Below are 21,118 nucleotides of genomic sequence, written 5' to 3'. Positions count from 1 at the left end.
CCGCGTCCGCGGGGGGCCTCCTGTGCGCTGTGCGCGGGGTGTTACGCCGGGACGCTCGCCACGCCCTGCGCGAGGAACGTCTTGCCGTTCACGCGCTCCGAGACGCCCTCACGGTCCAGGTACGGCGTGATGCCGCCCAGGTGGAAGGGCCAGCCGGCGCCGGTGATGAGGCAGAGGTCGATGTCCTGGGCCTCGGCCACGACACCCTCGTCCAGCATCAGACCGATCTCCTGCGCCACCGCGTCCAGGACGCGGTCGCGGGTCTGCTCCTCGGTGAGGACCGAGTCGCCCTGCTTGAGCAGCGCCACGACCTCGGGGTCCAGCTCCGGCTTGCCGGAATCGTAGACGTAGAAGCCGCGCTTGCCCGCCTTGACGACCGCCGCGAGGTTCGGGGAGACCGTGAAGCGGTCCGGGAAGGCGCGGTTGAGCGTCTCCGAGACGTGCAGACCGATGGCCGGTCCCACCAGCTCCAGCAGGACCAGCGGCGACATCGGCAGACCCAGCGGCTCGACCGCCTTCTCGGCGACCTCGACCGGGGTGCCCTCGTCGATGACGTTCTGGATCTCGCCCATGAAGCGGGTCAGGATGCGGTTGACGACGAACGCCGGGGCGTCCTTCACCAGGACCGCGGTCTTCTTCAGCTTCTTGGCGACACCGAACGCCGTGGCCAGTGCCGCGTCGTCGGTCTGCTCGCCGCGCACGATCTCCAGGAGCGGGAGGATCGCGACCGGGTTGAAGAAGTGGAAGCCGACGACCCGCTCGGGGTGCTTCAGCTTCGACGCCATCTCCGAGACCGACAGCGAGGAGGTGTTGGTGGCGAGGATCGCGTGCGCCGGGGCGACCGCCTCGACCTCCGCGAACACCTGCTGCTTGACGCCGATCTCCTCGAAGACCGCCTCGATGATGAAGTCGGCGTCGGAGAAGCCCTCGGCCTTGTCCAGCACACCGGAGACCAGGCCCTTGAGGCGGTTGGCCTTGTCCTGGTTGATACGGGACTTGGCGAGCAGCTTGTCGATCTCGGCGTGGACGTAACCCACACCCTTGTCGACGCGCTCCTGGTCGATGTCGGTCAGGACGACCGGCACCTCGAGGCGGCGCAGGAACAGCAGCGCGAGCTGCGAGGCCATCAGGCCCGCGCCCACCACGCCGACCTTGGTGACCGGACGCGCGAGCGACTTGTCGGGCGCACCCGCCGGACGCTTGGCGCGCTTCTGCACCAGGTTGAAGGCGTAGATGCCGGAGCGGAGCTCGCCGCCCATGATCAGGTCGGCGAGCGCCTTGTCCTCGGCGTCGTAACCGGCCTGGAGGTCGCCGTCCTTGGCCGCCGCGATGATGTCGAGCGCGCGGTAGGCGGCCGGGGCCGCGCCGTGCACCTTGGAGTCGGCGACGAACCGGCCCTTGGCGACGGCCTGGTCCCAGGCCTCGCCGCGGTCGATCTCGGGGCGCTCGACCGTGACGTCGCCCTTGAGGACGTTCGCGGTCCAGATCAGCGACTGCTCCAGGAAGTCCGCGCCCTCGAAGATCGCGTCCGCGATCCCGAGGTCGAAGACCTGCTTGCCCTTGAGCTGGCGGTTCTGGTTGAGCGAGTTCTCGATGATCACCGTGACGGCGTTCTCGGGGCCGATCAGGTTGGGGAGCAGCGTGCAGCCGCCCCAGCCCGGGACCAGACCGAGGAAGACCTCGGGCAGGGAGAAGGCCGGCAGCGCCTTGGAGACGGTGCGGTAGGTGCAGTGCAGACCGACCTCGACACCGCCGCCCATGGCCGCGCCGTTGTAGTACGCGAAGGTCGGCACGGCCAGCGCGGCGAGGCGCTTGAAGACCTCGTGGCCGCCCTTGCCGATGGCCAGCGCGTCCTCGTGCTTCTTCAGCAGCTCGACGCCCTTGAGGTCGGCGCCGACCGCGAAGATGAACGGCTTGCCGGTGACACCGACGCCGACGATGGTGCCCTCGGCCGCCTCCTTCTCCACCTGGTCGATGGCGGCGTTGAGGTTCGCCAGCGAGCCGGGGCCGAAGGTGGTCGGCTTGGTGTGGTCGAAGCCGTTGTCCAGCGTGATCAGCGCGAACCGGCCCGCGCCGAACGGCAGGTCGAGGTGGCGCACGTGCGCCGAGGTGACGACCTCGTCCGGGAACAGCTCGGCCGCACCCTTCAAAAGCTCAGCGGTGGTGCTCACTTGCTGCCTCCGGCGTCCTTGTGGTGCGGGTTCTCCCAGATGACCGTGGCGCCCATGCCGAAGCCGACGCACATGGTGGTGAGGCCGTAGCGGACCTCCGGCTGCTCCTCGAACTGGCGCGCCAGCTGCGTCATCAGGCGTACGCCGGAGGAGGCGAGCGGGTGGCCGAACGCGATGGCGCCGCCGTACTGGTTGACGCGGGCGTCGTCGTCGGCGATGCCGTAGTGGTCCAGGAACGCGAGGACCTGGACGGCGAACGCCTCGTTGATCTCGAAGAGGTTGATGTCCTCGATCGACAGACCGGCCTTGGCCAGCGCCTTCTCGGTCGCCGGGATCGGGCCGTAGCCCATGACCTCCGGCTCGACGCCCGCGAAGGCGTAGGAGACGAGGCGCATCTTGACCGGCAGGCCGTTCTCGCGCGCGAACTCCTCGGACGCGATGATCGACGCGGTGGCGCCGTCGTTGAGGCCGGCCGCGTTGCCCGCGGTGACGTTGCCGTGGACGCGGAACGGCGTCTTCAGGTTCGCCAGGCTCTCCAGCGTGGTGCCCGGGCGCATCGGCTCGTCGGCGGTGACCAGGCCCCAGCCGGTCTCGCCGACCTCGGCGTTGGTGTTGCGCACCGAGATCGGGACGAGGTCCTGCTGGATCTTCCCGTTGGCGTACGCCTTCGCCGCCTTCTCCTGCGAGCGCACGGCGTACTCGTCGGCGCGCTGCTTGGTGATGTGCGGGTAGCGGTCGTGCAGGTTCTCGGCGGTCATGCCCATGAACAGGGCCGACTCGTCGACGAGCTTCTCGCTCACGAACCGCGGGTTGGGGTCGACGCCCTCGCCCATGGGGTGGCGGCCCATGTGCTCGACACCGCCGGCGATGACGGCGTCGTAGGCGCCGAAGGCGATGGAGCCGGCGACCGAGGTCACGGCGGTCAGCGCGCCCGCGCACATGCGGTCGATGGAGTAGCCCGGCACGGACTGCGGCAGGCCCGCGAGGATGCCGGCCGTGCGGCCCAGGGTCAGACCCTGGTCACCGATCTGCGTGGTCGCGGCGATGGCGACCTCGTCGATCTTCGTGGGGTCGAGGGCCGGGTTGCGGCGCAGCAGCTCCCGGATCGCCTTGACGACGAGATCGTCGGCCCGGGTCTCGTGGTAGATGCCCTTCGGGCCCGCCTTGCCGAACGGGGTGCGGACGCCGTCGACGAAGACGACGTCCCTGACGGTACGAGGCACGATGGCTCTCCTCCAGGGTGCGGGATGGCACTGCTGCGCGTGAGGCCCACGCCTGAGCGCGCGCTCACCCCGCCATGCTACTAGCGGGTAACCAAACTGCCCAGTCCCGGCGCCAGGAGCGGCGAACGTCACACTCCACCGGACCCCCACATGGCCGTACCCCCTGATGACCACGGTCATCAGGGGGTACGGAAGCGGTTCGCGCGGCTCAGGCGTTGGCGGCCAGCGCCGCCGCGAGCAGCGGCGTCACCTGCTCCACCTGCCAGCGGCGGGCGCCGTACGCGGTCAGCGCCTCGGCCACCGCCGCCTCGGAGCGGTCGCCCGGCGGCTCCCAGCACACCCGGCGCACCGTGTCCGGGGTGATCAGGTTCTCCTGCGGCATGTTCAGCCGCTCGGCCAGCTCCGACACCGCCGCGCGGGCCGCCGAGAGGCGCGCCGCGGCGGCCGGGTCCTTGTCGGCCCAGGAGCGCGGCGGCGGGGGCCCCGCGACCTGCTGGCCGGGCTGCGGGAGGCCGGACTCCGGCAGGGCCCGGGCCCGGTCGACGGCCGCCTGCCACTGCTCCAGCTGGCGCCGCCCCATCCGGTGGCCGAACCCGGGCAGCGCCATCAGCGCCTGCACGTCGAGCGGCAGCGCCAGCGAGGCCTCGATGATCGCGGAGTCGCTGAGCACCTTGCCGGGCGAGACGTCACGGCGCTGGGCGACCTTGTCGCGGGCGGTCCACAGCTCGCGCACGGCGGCCATCTGACGGCGCCGGCGGACCTTGTGCATCCCCGAGGTGCGCCGCCAGGGCTCCTTGCGCGGCGGCGCGGGCGGGGCCGCGGCGATCGCCTCGAACTCCTGGTGGGCCCAGTCCAGCTTGCCCTGGCGGTCGAGCTCCTTCTCCAGCGCGTCCCGCAGGTCGACGAGCAGCTCCACGTCCAGGGCCGCGTACCGCAGCCAGGGCTCGGGCAGCGGGCGGGTCGACCAGTCCACCGCGGAGTGGCCCTTCTCCAGGGCGTAGCCGAGGACGCTCTCGACCATCGCCCCCAGGCCCACGCGCGGGAAGCCCGCGAGGCGGCCGGCGAGCTCGGTGTCGAAGAGCCGGGAGGGGGTCATGCCTATGTCCCGCAGGCACGGCAGGTCCTGGGTGGCGGCGTGCAGGATCCACTCGGTGTCGGCGAGGGCGTCGCCGAGCGAGGAGAGGTCGGGGCAGCCCACCGGGTCGACGAGCGCGGTGCCCGCGCCCTCGCGGCGGAGCTGCACGAGGTAGGCACGCTGGCCGTAGCGGTAGCCGGAGGCGCGCTCGGCGTCCACGGCCACGGGGCCGGTGCCGGCCGCGAACGCGGCGACGACTTCGGCGAGCGCCTCGTCGGTGGCTACGACGGGCGGAATGCCGTCACGCGGCTCCAGCAGGGGAGTCGGCTGCCCATCGACCGGGACGTCGTCGTCCGGGGGGGCGCCCCCGGTGGTTCGCAGTGCTGTCTCTGCTGCGGTCTTTTGGGCGTCGGTCACCTGTCAAGGGTACTTGTGTATACGCCGCGCCCGTCGACGGAACGTTCCGCCGACGGGCGCGCGAGGGGCGCACGGTGCCGTGTGGGGGGAGCATGCCCCCCGGGACGCCTGGGTCAGTGGATGATTCCGGTCCGCAGCGCGACGGCCACCATGCCGGCTCTGTCGCCCGTGCCGAGCTTGCGCGCGATCCGGGCGAGGTGGCTCTTCACGGTCAGCGCGGAGAGCCCCATGGACACGCCGATCGCCTTGTTGGACTGGCCCTCGGCGACCAGCCGCAGCACCTCGACCTCGCGCCCGGAGAGCTCGCGGTAGCCACCCGGGTGGCTCGGGGAACCCGGGGGGCGGCGGTGCATACGGGCGGCCGCGGCGCCGATGGGGGCGGCGCCGGGGCGGGTGGGGTGGCCGATGTTCGTCCGCGTGCCGGTGACGACATAGCCCTTCACGCCGCCCGCGAGGGCGTTGCGCACGGCGCCGATGTCGTCGGCGGCCGACAGCGCCAGACCGTTGGGCCAGCCCGCCGCGCGGGTCTCGGACAGCAGGGTGAGCCCGGAACCGTCGGGCAGATGGACGTCGGCAACGCAGATGTCGCGCGGGTTGCCGACGCGGGGACGTGCCTCCGCGATGGACGACGCCTCGATGACGTCCCGTACTCCGAGAGCCCACAGGTGGCGCGTGACCGTGGAGCGGACTCGGGGGTCGGCGACGACGACCATGGCCGTCGGCTTGTTCGGGCGGTAGGCGACCAGGCTTGCGGGCTGCTCAAGGAGAACGGACACCAGGCCTCCTGGGGGGGAAGGGTGCGGGACGGAGCCGGCTCGGGGATGAAGCCGGGGCGAACCGTGCAGATAGGGTCACTGACCTCTTCGGCAGCCTGCCCGTCCGCCTTTAGGGAATGATCACGATTTGGTGAGAAACATTTAGGGCAATTAGGACAGGCGATCGATGGGGGAGTGACAGGACGAGCCTCGTGGGACTCCACCGGGCCCCTTTCCGGGGCGCGGGGGTCTCACACCGGGCGGGTGTGCGGGCGCCGGTGGCGGCGCGGGGGCGTGACCGGGCGCGGCCACCAGGAGCGGCGAGCCCCCGACGGGCTCGCCCCCCCGGCAGGCGCGTCGGCCGGCGGGGTCCCAGCGCCCGCGCGGGGGCCTGACAGGGCGCGGCTGCCAGGCGGGGGCCCGGCGCGCTCCCGACGGCTCGCGTCCGCGTTCCTGTCCGGCGCGTAGGTGCCGTGGCCGGAAGGGTTCGCCGGGAAGCCCGGCGCCCGGTGCCCGTGGCGCCCGGAGCCCGTGGCGCCGAAGCCCGCGGCGCCCGGTGCGGTGCGTCGTGAGGTGGGGCATCGGCTGCGTAATGGATGTACCCGGGTGGTGCGACACGCGGCGTGGTGCCTCGCCGGGCGCCGCCGACCGGTGCACTTTTCCGTCGCAGCGCTAGCGGGGGTCCCGGCGCTGCGGCAGCGTGACGACGCCCGCGTCGCCCGACGCGCCCGGCACCGGCGGCAGCCCGGCCACCTGGCACAGCAGATCGCACCAGGCCGCGAGGTGCGCCGCCCCGTCCGGTACGCCCCCGTGCCCCTCGCGCGGGGTCCACGACGCCCGGATCTCGATCTGCGTCGCCGGCAGCCGCTGGGCGAGCCCGCCGAAGTAGTACGAGCCGGCCCGCGTCACGGTCCCGCTCGCCTCCCCGTACGACAGGCCGCGCGCCTCCAGCGCGCCCGTCAGCCACGACCAGCAGACCTCCGGCAGCAGCGGGTCCGCCGCCATCTCCGGCTCCAGCTCCGCCCGGACCAGCGTGACCAGGCGGAACGTCCCCTGCCAGGCGTCGTGCCCGGCCGGGTCGTGCAGCAGCACCAGCCGGCCGTCCGCGAGATCCTGGTCGTTGTCGACGACCGCGGCCTCCAGCGCGTACGCGTGCGGCGCCAGACGCTGCGGCGGACGGGTCGGGTCGACCTCGATCTCGGGGCGCAGCCGTGCGCCCCGCAGCCCGTCGACCGCCTGGCGGAAGACGAGCGGAACGGTCCTGCCGTCCGCGCTGTCCGTGCCGCCGGCGCCATCCGAAGTTCGTCCCTGAGCGGCAGCCATGCGGGGAAGACTAGGCGGAACGGGCGCCCGGCGCCGGTAGGGACACCCGGGCCCGGCCGACGGCTTGTGGCCACGTGCGAAGATTTGGGGCGTGAACGCCAACGCACACCCCCAAGCCCTCGACTCCGCTCGGGCCGGGGAGACCCCGCTCGCGGGCCCGCCGACGCAGACGTACGACTCCGCCTTCCTGAAGGCGTGCCGCCGGGAGGCGGTTCCGCACACGCCCGTCTGGTTCATGCGGCAGGCGGGGCGCTCGCTGCCCGAGTACCTGAAGGTGCGCGAGGGCATCCCCATGCTGGAGTCGTGCATGCGGCCCGAGCTGGTCACCGAGATCACGCTCCAGCCGGTGCGCCGCCACAAGGTGGACGCGGCGATCTACTTCAGCGACATCGTGGTGCCGCTCAAGGCCATCGGCGTCGACCTCGACATCAAGCCCGGCGTCGGCCCGGTCGTCGCGGAGCCGATCCGTACGCGCGCGGACCTCGACCGGCTGCGCGACCTCACCCCCGAGGACGTGCACTACGTCACCGAGGCGATCGGCATGCTGACCGCCGAGCTCGGCGGGACGCCGCTGATCGGCTTCGCGGGCGCGCCCTTCACCCTGGCGAGCTACCTCGTGGAGGGCGGCCCGTCCCGCAACCACGAGCACACCAAGGCGCTCATGTACGGCGACCCGCAGCTGTGGGCCGACCTCCTGGACCGCCTCGCCGACATCACCAGCGCCTTCCTGAAGGTCCAGATCGAGGCGGGCGCCTCCGCGGTGCAGCTCTTCGACTCCTGGGTGGGCGCCCTCGCCCCCGCCGACTACCGCCGCTCGGTGATGCCGGCGTCCGCGAAGGTGTTCCGCGAGGTCGAGAAGTACGGCGTACCGCGCATCCACTTCGGCGTCGGCACCGGCGAACTCCTCGGCCTGCTGGGCGAGGCCGGGGCGGACGTCGTCGGCGTCGACTGGCGCGTCCCGCTCGACGAGGCCGCCCGCCGCGTCGGCCCCGGCAAGGCGCTCCAGGGCAACCTGGACCCCGCGGTCCTCTTCTCCACCCCCGAGGCGGTCGAGGAGAAGACCCGCGAGGTCCTGGAGGCGGCGGCGAGCCTGGAGGGCCACGTCTTCAACCTGGGCCACGGCGTCCTGCCGACGACCGACCCGGACGCGCTGACCCGCCTGGTGGACTACGTCCACACGCGGACCGAGCGCTGAGCTAGGGCGTGTTGCGAAAGTCCCGCCTGCCCCGCGACGCCCGGCACGCGCGCTCGCCGCGTTGTCGGGACCGCCCCCGTACACCCGGTACGAGGGCGGCCCTCCGCCTTGCGATCGCACGCACCGGACGCCGCGGGGCCCGCCCTCCGGGCGGACGGCGCCACTTTCGCCACACGCCCTAGTTCCCCGCCGCCCGCACCGCCGAGACGGCCTTGCGGGCGGCGACCAGGACCGGGTCCCAGACCGGTGAGAACGGCGGCGCGTAGCCGAGGTCGAGGGTCACCACCTGCTCCACGGTCATCCCCGCCGTCAGCGCGACGGCCGCGATGTCGACGCGCTTGGCGGCGCCCTCGCGGCCGACGATCTGCACACCGAGGAGCCGTCCCGTGCGCCGCTCGGCGAGCATCTTCACCGTCATCACGGCGGCCCCGGGGTAGTACCCCGCGCTGTTGGTGGACTCGATGGTCGCGGTCACGAACCGCAGGCCCGCCTCGCGCGCCTCGCGCTCGCGCAGCCCCGTACGGGCGATCTCCAGGTCGCAGACCTTGCTCACCGCCGTACCGACGACGCCCGGGAACGTGGCGTAGCCGCCGCCCACGCCCGAGCCGATGATCTGGCCGTGCTTGTTGGCGTGCGTGCCCAGCGCGATGTGCCGCTCGCGGCCCGAGACCAGGTCCAGGACCTCCACGCAGTCGCCCCCGGCCCAGATGTCCTCGTGGCCGCGGACCCGCATCGCCAGGTCGGTCAGCAGTCCTCCGTGCTCGCCCAGCGGCAGTCCCGCCGCCCGGGCGAGCTCCGTGCGCGGCTCCACGCCGATGCCGAGGACGACGACGTCCGCCGGGTACTCGGCGTCCGCCGTGGCCACCGCCCGCACCCGGCCGTCCGCGCCCGTGAGGATCTTGGTGACCTCGGCGCCGGTGACCGTGGTGATGCCCATCGCGTCCATCGCCTCGTGGACGAGCCGGCCCATGTCCGCGTCGAGCGTGGCCATCGGCTCCTCGCCCCGGGTCACCACCGTGACCTCGTGCTTCCGGCGCAGCAGTGCCTCGGCCATCTCCACGCCGATGTAGCCCGCGCCCACGATCACCGCCCGGCGCCCGCGCGTCGCGGCCAGGGTGTCCAGGAGGGCCTGTCCGTCGTCGAGGGTCTGCACCCCGTGGACGCCCGGCGCGTCGATGCCCGGCAGGTCGGGCCGGACCGGGCGCGCGCCGGTGGCGATCACGAGCTTGTCGTACGCCGTCCAGGACTCCTCGCCCGACTCCAGATCACGGGCGCGCACCCGTCTGCCCGCCGTGTCGATCTCGACGGCCTCCGTGCGCGTGCGCAGGTCGATGCCGCGCTCGCGGTGCTCCTCGGGCGTCCGCGCGATGAGCTTGTCACGCTCCTCCACGTCACCGCCCACCCAGTAGGGGATGCCGCAGGCCGAGTACGACGTGAAGTGGCCGCGCTCGAACACCACGATCTCCAGGTCGTCCGGCCCCCTGAGCCTGCGGACCTGCGACGCGGCGGACATCCCCGCCGCGTCGCCCCCGATGACCACCAGTCGCTCCGTCGCCATTGCGCACCCTCTCGCTCGGTCCTCCCGCACGTGCCCTTCCTGGGGAAGATACGTGCGGGGGCGCCCCGGAATTCCCCGGCGCGGCACTCGGCGCGGGGCTGTCGGTGCCGTCTGAGAGAGTGGACGCATGGACAACTCCGCCGTCAGCGCACCGCACATCGTCGTCGTCGGAGGCGGCATCTCCGGACTCGCCGCCGCGCACCGCCTGCTGGAGTCGGGCGCGCGCGTGACCGTCCTGGAGGCCACCGAACGCCTGGGCGGCAAGCTGTTGGCGGGCGAGATCGCGGGCGCGCGCGTGGACCTCGGCGCCGAGTCGATGCTGGCGCGCCGCCCCGAGGGCGTCGCCCTCGCGCGCGAGGTGGGCCTCGGGGACCGGCTTCGGCCGCCCGCGGCGACCGCGGCGATCTGGACGCGCGGAGCGCTGCGGCCGATGCCCAGGGGCCATCTGATGGGTGTCCCGGCCGATCCCGCCTCGCTCACCGGGATCCTCTCCGCCGAGGGCCTGGCGCGCGTCGCCCAGGACCGCGAACTGCCCCCCGCCGAGGTCGGGGAGGACATCGGCGTCGGGGAGTTCGTGGCGCGCCGCGTCGGCCGCGAGGTCGTCGACCGCCTGGTGGAACCGCTCCTGGGCGGGGTGTACGCGGGCGACGCCTACCGGATCTCGATGCGCGCCGCCGTGCCCCAGCTCTACGCCCTCGCGCGCGAGGGCGGCTCGCTCCTCGACGGCGTCGCCCGCGTCCAGGCGAAGGCCGCCGCCGGGCCGCGCGACGACAGCCCGGTCTTCATGGGCCTCGACGGCGGCATGGGCACCCTGCCGCTCGCGGTCGCGGACGCCGTGCGCGCCAAGGGCGGCCTCATCCGCACCGGGACGCCGGTGCGCGCCCTGACCCGTACGGCCGACGGCTGGCTGGTCCGGACGGATTCCCCCGAGGCGCCCGCGATCGAGGCGGACGGCGTGGTCCTCGCCTCCCCCGCCCGCTCGGCGTCCGCGCTGCTCGCCGCCGAGTCCCCGTCCGCCGCCGCCGAGTTGGCGGGCGTGGAGTACGCCTCGATGGCGCTGGTCACCCTGGCGTTCCGGCGCGCCGACCTGGAGCACCTGGAGCGCGGCTCCGGCTTCCTGGTCCCGTCCGTCGAGGGCCGCGCGATCAAGGCATCCACCTTCTCCTCGTACAAGTGGCAGTGGGTCACCGACCGGGCCCCCGACCTCTTCGTGCTCCGTACCTCGATCGGGCGGTACGGCGAGGAGGAGCACCTGGAGCGCGACGACGCCGACCTGGTGGCCATGTCGCTGAAGGACCTCGGGGAGGCCGTCGGGCTCGCCGCGAGGCCCGTCGCCACCGAGGTGACGCGCTGGACCGGCGGGCTGCCGCAGTATCCGGTCGGCCACCTCGCGCGCGTGGCCCGCGTCCGCGACGCCGTGGCGAAGCTGCCCGGACTGCGGGTCTGCGGGGCCGCGTACGACGGGGTCGGCATCCCCGCGTGCGTCGCCGGCGGCCGGCGCGCCGCCGACGAGATCATCGCCACGTCGACCCTGGCGCAGAACACTCAGCGTGACGCGGGACAATAGCCTCATGAGTGCACCGGAAAAGATCCCGAACGCAGGGAAGAAGGCGAAGGACCTCAACGAGGTCATCCGCTACACGCTGTGGTCCGTCTTCAAGCTGCGCGACGTGCTGCCCGAGGACCGCGCCGGGTTCGCCGACGAGGTCCAGGAGCTGTTCGACCAGCTCGCCGCCAAGGACGTCACCGTCCGGGGCACCTACGACCTGTCCGGGCTGCGGGCCGACGCCGATCTCATGATCTGGTGGCACGCGGAGACCGCCGACGAGCTCCAGAGCGCCTACAACCTCTTCCGCCGCACCAAGCTGGGCCGCGCCCTGGAGCCGGTCTGGTCGAACATGGCGCTGCACCGCCCCGCCGAGTTCAACAAGGCGCACATCCCGGCCTTCCTCGCCGACGAGAACCCGCGCGACTACGTGTCGGTGTACCCCTTCGTGCGCAGCTACGACTGGTACCTGCTGCCCGACGAGGACCGCCGCCGGATGCTCGCCGACCACGGCAAGATGGCCCGCGGCTACCCGGACGTGCGCGCCAACACGGTCGCCTCGTTCTCGCTCGGCGACTACGAGTGGCTGCTCGCCTTCGAGGCCGACGAGCTGCACCGCATCGTCGACCTCATGCGCCATCTGCGGGCCTCCGAGGCCCGGATGCACGTCCGCGAGGAGGTCCCGTTCTACACGGGCCGCCGCAAGTCCGTCGCGGACCTGGTGGCGGGCCTGGCCTGACGGCCGCCCCCACCTTCGTATGCCCGGTGACCGGGCCCGCCGAGACGGGCCCGGACCCACCCCTGACCCGGAAGATCAGAGAGCGGACGGCCGCTGCCCAGCCCTGGGCGCCGACCGCTCGTCCAGCGACACCGGGTTCGGCTCCGGGTGCGGCGCGCACGACGCGCGCCGCACCGGCGTCCGTCCGCTCAGCAGGTAGTCCATCAGGTACCCGTTGACGCAGGCGTTGGGACCGCCGCCGATGCCGTGCGTACCGGCGTCCTTCTCCGTCACCAGGACCGCCCCCGGCAGTCTGCGCTGGAGCTCCAGCGCCCCCTGGTACGGCGTCGCCGCGTCCCGTTCGGCCGCCAGGATCAGCGTCGGCGGCAGCTCCCCGCGGCGCACCCCGACGTCCACCGGCCGCTGCCGGGGCGCCGGCCAGTAGGCGCACGGCAGGTTCATCCAGGCGTTGTCCCACGTCTCGAACGGCGCGATCTCGGCGAGCGCGCTGTTGTCGCGGTCCCACACCGACCACTTCGTCGGCCAGGGCGCGTCGTTGCACTCGACCGCCGTGTACACCGCGTTCCCGTTCTCCTCGTCCCACGCCGCCTCCGGCCGCGGCGCGGCCTGCGCGATCAGCGGCTTGGGGTCGCCCCGGAGGTACGCCGCGAGGGCGGCCGCCCGCAGGGCCCAGTAGTCGTCGTAGTACCCGGCCTTCAGGAAGGCCGACTGGAGCTGGCCGGGGCCGACCGTGCCGCCCGCCGGCTCCTCCGCGAGCCGGGCGCGCACCTTCTCGAAGTTCTCCAGGACCTCCTCGGCCGTGGTGCCCAGGTGGTAGACGCCGTCGTGCCGGGCGACCCAGGCGCGGAAGTCCTGCCAGCGGCTCTCGAACGCCAGCGACTGGTCGAGGTTGTTGCGGTACCAGATCTGCCGCGGGTCGGGGTTGACCGCCGAGTCGAAGACCATCCGGCGCACGTGGGAGGGGAAGAGCGTCGCGTACACGGCGCCGAAGTACGTGCCGTACGACGCTCCCACGAACGTGAGCTTCCGCTCCCCGAGCGCGGCCCGCAGCACATCGAGGTCGCGCGCGTTGTTGAGGCTGGTGTAGTGCCGCAGCGCCGCGCCCGCGTGGCGCGCGCAGCCCTGCGCGTACGCCTTGGCCTGCGCGATCCGCTCCAGCTTGTACGAGGGCGAGGGGTCGGTCGGGGACGGCGTGGGCGCCTTGGTGAAGTCCTTCGGGTCCTGGCAGGACAGCGGCGCGGAGCGGGCCACCCCGCGCGGGGCGTAGCCCACCAGGTCGTAGGCCCCGGCGATCCGCTTCCACTCGGGCAGGCCCGCGACCATCGGGAAGTACATGCTGGAGGCGCCTGGGCCGCCCGGGTTGTACACCAGCGCGCCCTGCCGCTCGGCCTTCTTGCCGGTGGCCCGCACCCGGCTGACGGTGAGTTTGATCTGACGGCCCATCGGCTTGGCGTAGTCGAGCGGGACCCGGACCGTGCCGCACTGGATGCTGTCGGGGAGCATCTCCGCCTTGGCGCAGCGGCCGAAGGCGATCCCGGTCGCCGCGGCCCGCCGGGCGGCGACGGCGGTGCCGTGCGCCTCGGCCGTGCGCGGATCCACGCCGCCGGCCGGGGAGGCGGCCAGCGTGGACAGAACGAGGGAACCGAGGGTTCCGTACAGTGCTGCTGCTCTCATCTGCATCCCTTTGCGGGTCCGTCCGGCACGACAGGTGTCCGGTACAAAAGGGATGATTAGCGGAGTAATTGATGAAGTAAAGCACCGATGGGCGGTGCGCCGGGGTCAAAGTCGCCCGTCAGGCCGCCTGCCGCGCCACCCGTCGGGCCACTGGCCGGACATCCGCCGGGCCGTCCGCCGGACCCTCCATCCGGCCGTCCGCCGGGCCGGCGGTCAGGCCGCCCGGCCGCCGCGCAGGGCCGTCCGCAGCTCCGGGTCCTCGACCGCGCTCACGCCCCGTACCGCGACGGCGGTGAGCGGGTCCCCGGCCGGGTCGATCCGGCCGAGCAGCCGCTGGCCGTCGGGGGAGGCCCAGCGGGTGTGCGGGTGGACCTCGAAGCGGGCGATGAAGAGGCAGCCGAGGGTGAGGACCGTCGGCAGCGAGAACCAGGCGGCGATCTCCGCCTGTGTCGCGCGGTCCTGACCGGGCATCAGGAGGGCGATCGCGCCGAGGGCGAGGGTGAGCGCCGCCGCGCCGCGTACGGCCCGTACGGAGGCCGTGACGCCCGTCCTGGCCGCGTCCGGGACGGCGAGCCCGGCGGCGGCCAGCCGGTCGGCGAGGGCGTGCACCGCGTCGGCGGCGGCCGCGGCCGAGCGGATCGCCGCTATCCGGGCCTGGCCGCCGGGCCCGATGACCCCTATCACCGACCGCTCCAGGTCGTCGCGGCCCTCCGGGTCGACGACCGTGGCCCAGCCGGTGTGCGCGAGCAGCAGCCGACGCGCGCGGTGCATGGTGACCAGGGTCAGATCGGTGACCCGTAAGGGCCCGCCCGCGAGGAAGGCCGCCTCGTACAGCGAGAGGCCGAGCTCCGGGTCCCGGGTGACCGGGCCCTGGTCGGCCGCCGCGGACGCGGCGAGGCAGAGCCGCCCGCACGAGACGGCGGACGCGAGGCACGCGGCGACCAGGAAGAGAACCCAGAACATGGCCGAGTTGTATGTGAAGCGGTGAGGCCGGCGCCATGCCTTTCCCATGATGTGGACATGGAGTTATTGGTTCGTTACGGAGTGTCGGTGGGGTTGACCCGGCTGGCGGCGGGCGGCAGCGCGAACGACGGGGTGACCGGGGCGGGGGAGGGGAGGGTGGCGCCAGGGGTGGGCGGGGGCGGCCCGCTGGGGGACGCGGTGGTGCCCGCGACGCTCTCCCGGGCCAGCGCGTCGAAGTCGACGAGGCCGGTCGCCTCCAGCATCCGGATGTGGTCGAGGACCGTGGTGTTGGCGTCGTCGGCGAGGGCGCGCACCAGCGAGTTGCGGGTGTTGGCCCGGATCTGCGCGACGAGCGAGAACACCTTCCCGTGCGCCGAGCGCAGGATGTTGGCGAAGTCCTTCTCGTACGTGGTCCCGCTCTCCGAGGTCAGCGTCCGCAGCCACCCCCGCTGCTGCTCGTTGGGCTGGTCGGGCAGCTCCATCCCGAGCTGGGCCGCGACCTCGCGCACGCGCGCGTCCAGGAAGGCGTGCCCGTCGATGAGGTGGTGTCCCGCGGCGGTGACGGCGGCGCTGGGCGCCCGCTCTACGGCCTGCTGCCCGGCGGGCAGCTCCCACAGCCCGGCGAGTCTGACCCGGACGACGAAGTCCCGGTCGGCGGCCGACAGCGGCCCCCAGCGGGTGGGCACGGAGCCCGCGTTGAGATTGGCGAGTCCGGTGCCCGAGCGGTCGGCGTAGGACCAGACGGGGTAGAGCAGGGCGGCGATGGTCGCCGTCAGGGCGATGACGACCAAGCCGGTACCGGAAAGGAATATCCGACGCATGAAAGCCTCCAAGTGCGGTGCGCACGGTAATGCGGAGGCGGGTGATCCGGGGAGTCTTTCGAGGAAAACCGTGACGGGACCGTGTGGGAGGCATCACGGGTCGGCCGAGTCCCGGGCGCCGTGACGGGGCGGGTGGTACCGTGCCCGCCCTCGTCCGCGCGGCCGCTACAGGCCCCGCGCCTACGCGGCCCGTACGAGCCCGCGCACGAAGCGGGCGGCCCGCCCCGGCGGCCGGGCCCCGGCCCGCTCCCGCCACCACCGTCCCAGCGGCCGGGCCACGTCGGCGTCGAGGCCGCCCGACCGGAGCAGCGACTCCACGAAGTCCAGGGCGTCGCGGCGGTAGCCGTCGCGCAGGGGGCGTCCGCGCGCGTACGCGAGGTAGGCCGGCCGGTAGGCGTCCTTGAGGATGCGGGGCAGCTCGGGCGCGACCTTGGCGACGACATCGGCCCGCTTGGCGGCGAGCGCGTGCGCCTGGACGCGCAGCCGGACGGCGTCGAAGCCGGGCGGCACCGGGGTGCCCGCGACCAGCGCGGAGAGGAGCGAGGTCTGCGCGAGGGCAAGCGACACGCGCTCCGGCCCGTCCACCTCTCCATCGGCCGTCGCCGGAACGGCAGACGCTCCGCCGGAGGCGCCCCCGGCGGCGCCGGCGGGCGGGGCGAACAGGGGTCGTGGGTCGTGGCCTTCGGCGGTGCGGGGAGCGGCTCGGCCACTCTCGACGTCTGCGGTCTCCTCGGCGCTGGCGGGCGGGGAGGACGACGGCCTTGGGTCACGTCCTTCGGCGGCCGGGGGAGCGGTTCGGGCGCTTTCCACGTCCGTGGTGCCCTCGGCGCCGGCGGGCGGGGCGAACAGGGGCTGTGCGCCGCGTCCTTCGGCGGCGGGGGGAGTGGCTCGGCCGCTCTCGACCTTCGCCGTCTCCTCGGCGCTCGCGGGTCGGGAGAACGATGGCCGTGGGCCGCGTCCTTCGGCGGGGCGGGTCACCACCCGGCCACCCGCCGCCCGCCTGCCGCCCCGCGGGGCCCCCGGCGCGTCCAGGACACCGCGGATCGCCGCCAGTTCCCCGGCCAGCTCCGCCTCCGGCGGAAACGCCTCGTCCCGCTCCAGCAGCACCCCCGGCGGCGCCACCCGCCCCACCAGCTCCGCCAGCACGCCCAGCACCTCCGCCCCCACCGGATGCGCGTGCGTGTCGTGCCACACCCCGTCCCGTTCGACGCCCCCGGCGACGTGGACGTACGCGATCGCCTCCACCGGCAGCTCCGCGAGGGCCTTCACCGGGTCCTCGCCCCGGTTCACCCGGTTCGTGTGGAGGTTCGCCACGTCGATCAGGAGCCGCACCCCCGTACGCTCCACCAGCTCCGCGAGGAACTGGCCCTCCGTCATGTCCTCGTCCGGCCAGTTCACCAGCGCCGCGATGTTCTCCAGGGCGAGCGGCACCGGGAGGCTGTCCTGGGCGATGCGGACGTTCTCGCAGAGCACCTCCAGCGCGTCCCAGGTGCGCGGCACGGGCAGCAGGTGCCCCGCCTCCAGGCGCGGTGACGCGGTGAGCGCGCCCCCGCCCCGGACGAACGCGATGTGCTCGGTGACCAGCGGAGCCGACAGCGCCTCCGCCCGGGCCGCCAGATCGGCGAGCCGGCCCGCGTCGGGGCGGTCGGCGCCGCCGAGGCCCAGCGAGACGCCGTGCGGCACGACCGTGACCCCGCGCCGGCGCAGCCGCAGGAGCGACTCGGGGAGGTGGCCGGGGCAGAGGTTCTCCGCCACCACCTCCACCCAGTCGACGCCCGGCAGCCGCTCGACCGCGTCCGCGATCTCGGGCCGCCAGCCGATGCCGATCCCCAGTTCCAGCTCCCGCTCCAGCTCCAGTTCCAGCTCCATGGCCGGCCTCCCCCTCAGTCCGACGCGGTCCCGGCGCGTGTGGAGTGGTCATGGCCCCGCACGGCCCGCGCCAACCCGCGGGCGCCCACCTTCAGAGCTTGATTTGAGGTTGGCTCACTTCTGCGTGGCCAGGGCGTCGTAATCCACCATCCCCGTCGACTCCAGCATGTTGATGTGGTCGAGGACGGTCTGGTTCGCGTCCTGCGCCAGATCCCGTACCAGGGAGTTGCGGGTCGTGGCGCGGACCTTGGCGACCAGCCCGAACACCTTGCCGTGGGCGCTCCGCAGCAGGTTCGCGAACTTCACCTCGTAGTCGCGGCCCTGCGCCGCCGAGAGCTCCTTGAGCCAGCCCTGCTGCTGCTCGTTGGGCTGGTTGGGCAGCTCCATCCCGAGCTGGGCCGCGACCTCGCGCACATGCTTGTCCAGCGCGGTGTGCCCCATGACCAGGTGGTCCCCGGTCGCCTTGATCGCCGCGCTGGGGGCCCGCTCCTGCGCCTGCTGCCCGGCCGGCAGCTCCCAGAGCCCGGCCAGGCGCACCTTCGTCACCAGTTCGCGGTCGTCGGGCGAGAGCGGCCCCCAGCGGGTCGCCACCGAGGCGCCGTCGAGGTTCGCCTTGTCCGTCCCCAGCCGGTCGGCGTACGACCAGACGGGGAAGGCGAGCGCGCCGATGGTGGCGGCCAGCGCCACGATGATCAGGGCCGTTCCGTTGAAACGGCCGAGTATCCCGATTCGGTCGGTCCGGTCCGTCCGTCCGATACGTCGCATCAACATGCCTCCCGTGCAGGCGATTTGGCGTACCGGGAGGTACGGATGGGACGGGAGTCGTGTTCAGATCATCCGGACGCGGTCACCGGCTCATCCGGACGCGGTCACCGGCTCATCCGGACGCGGTCACCGGCTCACCCGGACGCGGTCACCGGCCGAGCCGCGCCCGCAGCGCGGGATGGTCCGCCACCACCGTGCACGAGCCCGGCGCGATCTCCGTGAAGCCCGCGTCCCGGACCACCGGAAGCCCGCCGGAGGTGAGCGCCGCCCACGCCTCGCGCGGGGCCACCCGCACCGAGAGGGCGAAGTCCGCCTCGCGCCACGCCGTGCGCTCCGCCTCCGTCAGCTCCCACCAGGCGAGCTGGGCGCCGTGCCCGGCCTGGGCCATCGTCTTGCCCGCCGACATGTCGAGCTCCGGGTTGAGCCAGAGGACCGGGGCGAGCGGGTCGGGGGCCGGCGGGCCGGACGGGTCGTCCAGGTCCGTGCCGGAGACCTGGAGCTTGAGCAGCTCCTTCGGCCAGCCGTCCAGCGGCACCGGCGGGAAGACCCGCACCTGCGCCGACTTGCCGGTGACCGTGATGCCCGGCAGCGCCGAGGCCTTGCGCCACTCCGCGCCGCGCGCCCGCCGCACCACCTTGCGGATCCTGGCGTCCTGCCAGTCCCGCACGACCCGCGCCCACTCACCCTCACCCGTGGACCGCTCGTCGGCGAGCATCACCAGGACGGCCCGGGCCGCGGTCTCCAGCGCGTCGGTGCGGGCCGGCGGGTCGGTCTTCTCGATACGGACGACCAGCGGGAGGACGTACTGGGGGGCCTCGTCGCGTACGGTCCGCTCGTCGTGGAACGGGCTCGCTGCGGGCGTCTTCGGCATCTCTTCACTGCTCACCGGGCCAGTCTGCCAGCCGCCCTTTCCCGGCTTCTTGGCGGAATGAACCCTTCCGGGACAGGATGCCCGCATGAAGAGCGATCTTTTCTCCTCGGGGCACATGGCGGAGCCGGCCACCGAGGCCGGCATGAGCCTGCAGAACGCCAAGTCCATCAAGTACGCGGTCAACGGCGAGATGCTCGCCCGCCAGGGATCGATGATCGCCTACCGCGGAAACCTCCAGTTCGAGCGGCGCGGCCAGGGCATAGGCGGCATGCTCAAGCGCGCGGTCACCGGTGAGGGGCTGCCCCTGATGGCGGTCACCGGCCAGGGCGAGGCGTGGTTCGCGCACGAGGCGCAGAACTGCTTCGTCGTCGACATCGAGCAGGGTGACGTCCTGACCGTCAACGGCCGCAACGTCCTCTGCTTCGACGCCTCCCTCTCGTACGAGATCAAGACGGTCAAGGGCTCCGGCATCGCCGGTGGCGGCCTCTTCAACAGCGTCTTCACCGGCTGGGGCCGGCTCGGTCTGGTCTGCGAGGGCAACCCGCTGGTCATCCCGGTCACCGCGCAGCAGCCGGTGTACGTCGACACCGACGCGGTCGTCGGCTGGACCGCGAACCTGAACACCTCGCTGCACCGCTCGCAGTCCATCGGCTCGATGATCCGCGGCGGCTCCGGCGAGGCCGTGCAGCTGATGCTCCAGGGCGAGGGCTACGTCATCGTCCGCCCGAGCGAGGTGACCCCGAAGAAGGCCGAACAGCACTGAGGCCCCCGCACGGCCCCCGCGCGGCCCGCGCCCGGCGGGCCGTCGGCGGGACGGCACCGGCGGCCCCGGGGGGGGACTACGCTGATCCGTATGGACCAGGACCACGACCAGGATCAGGGCTGGGACCAGGTACGCGGGGACGAGGACGACGCGGCGTACTGCGCCCCGGCGGCCCCCGGGCGGCCCGCCCCGGCCGACGGGCCGCCGTACGCGGAGTGCGTGCTGTGCCGCGCGCCCACCGAGTACCCGGAGTCGGTCAAGGGCATCACGCTCTGCCCGGTGTGCGAGTGGCAGGAGGCCCAGCGCACCGCCTGCTCCGGATGACGGCCCGGCGCGCCTAGCGCGTGGTGGACGAGCCGATGAGCTCCGAGACCTTCACGAAGCGGTAGCCGCGCCTGCGCAGCTCCGGCACGATCCGCCGGACCGCCCGGTCGGTGACGGGCGCCGCGCTGCGGGTGCAGTGCATGACCACCAGCGAGCCCGGCTTCACCCCGGCCAGCACCTGCTCGGCCACGGCGTCGGCGTCGCGCGCGAAGGCGTCTCCGCTCACCACGTCCCACTGCACCGCGGTCATCTTCAGCGGGGCCAGCGTCCGCAGCACCTGGTCGTCGAAGCAGCCGCCGGGGAAGCGGAAGTACGGCACCGCGTTGCGCACCCCCGCCTTCTTGAAGGCGGCGGCCGCCTTCTCCACGTCGGCGCGCATCCCGTCCCCGGCGACGACGGGCAGCCCGTAGCAGGGGGACGTGAAGGCGTAGTGGCTGTACGAGTGGTTGGCGACCTCGAAGTTGGGGTCGGCCCCGATGGCGTGTGCCTCGGCCGGGTACTCCTCGGCCCAGCGGCCCGTCATGAACACCGTCGCCGGGACCTTCATCCGGCGCAGGTCGGCGATGAGCGCGGGGTTGTCGAAGCGTTCGCCGCGCGCCGCGCGCGGCCCCTGGTCGGCGGTCATGTCGGCGTCGAAGGTGAGCGCGACGACCTTCTGGCCGCCCTGGGGGGCGCGTCTGAAGACCGGCGTGAGACCGCCGGGGCCCGGCGCGAGCGTGGGCGCCTGCCGGGGGGCCGGCGCCGCGGGGGAGGCGGGCGCCGCGGAGGCGGCGGTGGACGGCCTGCTCGCCCCCGGCGCCGCCTTCGCGCCAGGGGCGACGGAAGCCGGATTGGAGCCGCAGCCCGCGAGTGCCGCTCCGAGAACGGCAATCGACAGCAGCTTTCGTACAGAAATGGTCACGGGCGGAAGCTATCCGATCATTAGCTGATCGGCGGGGTGCGTCGCCGCCGGACCCCATACGTTTCCGGCCAATGAGTGAACCGGAGGGAACCGCTCCGAGATCCCGGTGCCCCGCGGGGTCCTCCGGGGCGCGCGGGCCGTCCCGGTGCGATGTCCGGGCCCGGC

The 21,118-nt window shown here is 73.4% G+C and carries 17 protein-coding genes and 1 pseudogene; 5 read left to right on the top strand and 13 right to left on the bottom strand.

Annotated elements, in window-relative coordinates; translation table 11 throughout:
* Window positions 1-41 precede the first annotated feature (41 nt).
* From ABZ404_RS38130 to ABZ404_RS38110, 5 genes are all read right to left on the bottom strand, one after another.
* A complete protein-coding gene (locus ABZ404_RS38130; protein WP_358835247.1) occupies window positions 42-2,171 on the bottom strand; it encodes a 3-hydroxyacyl-CoA dehydrogenase NAD-binding domain-containing protein in 2,130 nt (709 codons plus the stop codon).
* Window positions 2,168-3,394, bottom strand: coding sequence for an acetyl-CoA C-acyltransferase (locus tag ABZ404_RS38125; RefSeq protein ID WP_358835246.1), 1,227 nt, complete (start codon window positions 3,392-3,394; stop codon window positions 2,168-2,170). The genes ABZ404_RS38130 and ABZ404_RS38125 overlap by 4 nt, the downstream gene beginning before the upstream one ends.
* Window positions 3,395-3,602: 208 nt before the next feature.
* Window positions 3,603-4,886, bottom strand: a complete 1,284-nt coding sequence (locus tag ABZ404_RS38120; protein WP_358835245.1) for a ribonuclease D — start codon at window positions 4,884-4,886, stop codon at window positions 3,603-3,605.
* Between the two features lie 113 nt (window positions 4,887-4,999).
* Window positions 5,000-5,662 (bottom strand): response regulator transcription factor, encoded by a 663-nt coding sequence (locus ABZ404_RS38115; RefSeq protein WP_067165591.1) that lies wholly within the window; start codon window positions 5,660-5,662, stop codon window positions 5,000-5,002.
* A 651-nt stretch (window positions 5,663-6,313) separates the two neighbouring features.
* Window positions 6,314-6,964: a DUF3000 domain-containing protein gene (locus tag ABZ404_RS38110; RefSeq protein ID WP_358835504.1), complete on the bottom strand. Its 651-nt coding sequence runs from the start codon at window positions 6,962-6,964 to the stop codon at window positions 6,314-6,316.
* A gap of 187 nt (window positions 6,965-7,151) precedes the next feature.
* Between ABZ404_RS38110 and hemE the strand changes: the two genes are divergently transcribed.
* Window positions 7,152-8,159, top strand: coding sequence for a uroporphyrinogen decarboxylase (hemE, locus tag ABZ404_RS38105; protein WP_358835515.1), 1,008 nt, complete (start codon window positions 7,152-7,154; stop codon window positions 8,157-8,159).
* Window positions 8,160-8,337: 178 nt separating this feature from the next.
* Here the strand turns inward: hemE and ABZ404_RS38100 are convergent, their stop codons facing one another.
* Window positions 8,338-9,717, bottom strand: coding sequence for an FAD-dependent oxidoreductase (locus ABZ404_RS38100; RefSeq protein WP_358835505.1), 1,380 nt, complete (start codon window positions 9,715-9,717; stop codon window positions 8,338-8,340).
* A gap of 127 nt (window positions 9,718-9,844) precedes the next feature.
* Between ABZ404_RS38100 and hemG the strand changes: the two genes are divergently transcribed.
* Entirely contained in the window at window positions 9,845-11,284 is a 1,440-nt protein-coding gene (gene hemG / locus ABZ404_RS38095; protein WP_358835506.1) for a protoporphyrinogen oxidase, read from the top strand.
* A 4-nt stretch (window positions 11,285-11,288) separates the two neighbouring features.
* On the top strand, window positions 11,289-12,002 hold the full coding sequence (gene hemQ / locus ABZ404_RS38090; RefSeq protein ID WP_358835507.1) for a hydrogen peroxide-dependent heme synthase: 714 nt from the start codon (window positions 11,289-11,291) through the stop codon (window positions 12,000-12,002).
* Window positions 12,003-12,077: 75 nt separating this feature from the next.
* On the opposite strand, the gene ABZ404_RS38085 is transcribed toward hemQ, so the two are convergent.
* The 6 genes and pseudogenes from ABZ404_RS38085 to ABZ404_RS38060 form a co-directional block, all read right to left on the bottom strand.
* Complete coding sequence (locus tag ABZ404_RS38085) at window positions 12,078-13,676, bottom strand: alpha/beta hydrolase (RefSeq protein WP_358835508.1); 1,599 nt, start codon at window positions 13,674-13,676, stop codon at window positions 12,078-12,080.
* Between the two features lie 213 nt (window positions 13,677-13,889).
* The gene (locus ABZ404_RS38080) at window positions 13,890-14,639 is read right to left on the bottom strand and encodes a TIGR04222 domain-containing membrane protein (protein ID WP_358835509.1); all 750 of its coding nucleotides are present in this window, start codon (window positions 14,637-14,639) and stop codon (window positions 13,890-13,892) included.
* A 74-nt stretch (window positions 14,640-14,713) separates the two neighbouring features.
* Window positions 14,714-15,460 (bottom strand): DUF4142 domain-containing protein, encoded by a 747-nt coding sequence (locus ABZ404_RS38075; protein WP_358835510.1) that lies wholly within the window; start codon window positions 15,458-15,460, stop codon window positions 14,714-14,716.
* Between the two features lie 180 nt (window positions 15,461-15,640).
* Window positions 15,641-17,329 carry a DUF692 domain-containing protein gene (locus ABZ404_RS38070; protein WP_358835511.1) on the bottom strand — a complete coding sequence of 563 codons (1,689 nt, stop codon included), beginning with the start codon at window positions 17,327-17,329 and terminating at the stop codon, window positions 15,641-15,643.
* 120 nt (window positions 17,330-17,449) lie between these two features.
* Window positions 17,450-18,094: pseudogene (locus ABZ404_RS38065) on the bottom strand (DUF4142 domain-containing protein); the annotation flags it as partial.
* 148 nt (window positions 18,095-18,242) lie between these two features.
* Window positions 18,243-18,965, bottom strand: a complete 723-nt coding sequence (locus ABZ404_RS38060) for a peptidyl-tRNA hydrolase (RefSeq protein WP_358835516.1) — start codon at window positions 18,963-18,965, stop codon at window positions 18,243-18,245.
* Between the two features lie 85 nt (window positions 18,966-19,050).
* Between ABZ404_RS38060 and ABZ404_RS38055 the strand changes: the two genes are divergently transcribed.
* Together ABZ404_RS38055 and ABZ404_RS38050 are read left to right on the top strand one after the other, a co-directional pair.
* The gene (locus tag ABZ404_RS38055) at window positions 19,051-19,728 is read left to right on the top strand and encodes an AIM24 family protein (protein WP_358835512.1); all 678 of its coding nucleotides are present in this window, start codon (window positions 19,051-19,053) and stop codon (window positions 19,726-19,728) included.
* 90 nt (window positions 19,729-19,818) lie between these two features.
* On the top strand, window positions 19,819-20,052 hold the full coding sequence (locus tag ABZ404_RS38050) for a hypothetical protein (protein ID WP_358835513.1): 234 nt from the start codon (window positions 19,819-19,821) through the stop codon (window positions 20,050-20,052).
* Window positions 20,053-20,065: 13 nt separating this feature from the next.
* Here ABZ404_RS38050 and ABZ404_RS38045 read toward each other — a convergent pair whose 3' ends face one another.
* Window positions 20,066-20,953 carry a polysaccharide deacetylase family protein gene (locus tag ABZ404_RS38045; protein ID WP_358991622.1) on the bottom strand — a complete coding sequence of 296 codons (888 nt, stop codon included), beginning with the start codon at window positions 20,951-20,953 and terminating at the stop codon, window positions 20,066-20,068.
* Window positions 20,954-21,118 lie beyond the last annotated feature (165 nt).

Origin of the sequence: Streptomyces sp. NPDC005878 (genome assembly GCF_040629815.1) — a bacterium.
In the GTDB taxonomy this organism is placed as follows: Bacteria; Actinomycetota; Actinomycetes; order Streptomycetales; family Streptomycetaceae; genus Streptomyces.
The sequence above is the reverse complement of the archived record's forward strand: the minus strand, read 5'-3'. Positions and strand labels throughout refer to the sequence as shown.

Excerpts from the sequence above, each read along its gene's own strand:
- ABZ404_RS38110 (WP_358835504.1), bottom strand. The coding sequence starts at position 6,964 with ATGGCTGCCGCTCAGGGACGAACTTCGGATGGCGCCGGCGGCACGGAC.
- ABZ404_RS38100 (WP_358835505.1), bottom strand. The coding sequence starts at position 9,717 with ATGGCGACGGAGCGACTGGTGGTCATCGGGGGCGACGCGGCGGGGATG.
- hemG (WP_358835506.1), top strand. The coding sequence starts at position 9,845 with ATGGACAACTCCGCCGTCAGCGCACCGCACATCGTCGTCGTCGGAGGC.
- hemQ (WP_358835507.1), top strand. The coding sequence starts at position 11,289 with ATGAGTGCACCGGAAAAGATCCCGAACGCAGGGAAGAAGGCGAAGGAC.
- ABZ404_RS38085 (WP_358835508.1), bottom strand. The coding sequence starts at position 13,676 with ATGAGAGCAGCAGCACTGTACGGAACCCTCGGTTCCCTCGTTCTGTCC.
- ABZ404_RS38080 (WP_358835509.1), bottom strand. The coding sequence starts at position 14,639 with ATGTTCTGGGTTCTCTTCCTGGTCGCCGCGTGCCTCGCGTCCGCCGTC.
- ABZ404_RS38075 (WP_358835510.1), bottom strand. The coding sequence starts at position 15,460 with ATGCGTCGGATATTCCTTTCCGGTACCGGCTTGGTCGTCATCGCCCTG.
- ABZ404_RS38070 (WP_358835511.1), bottom strand. The coding sequence starts at position 17,329 with ATGGAGCTGGAACTGGAGCTGGAGCGGGAGCTGGAACTGGGGATCGGC.
- ABZ404_RS38060 (WP_358835516.1), bottom strand. The coding sequence starts at position 18,965 with ATGCCGAAGACGCCCGCAGCGAGCCCGTTCCACGACGAGCGGACCGTA.
- ABZ404_RS38055 (WP_358835512.1), top strand. The coding sequence starts at position 19,051 with ATGAAGAGCGATCTTTTCTCCTCGGGGCACATGGCGGAGCCGGCCACC.
- ABZ404_RS38050 (WP_358835513.1), top strand. The coding sequence starts at position 19,819 with ATGGACCAGGACCACGACCAGGATCAGGGCTGGGACCAGGTACGCGGG.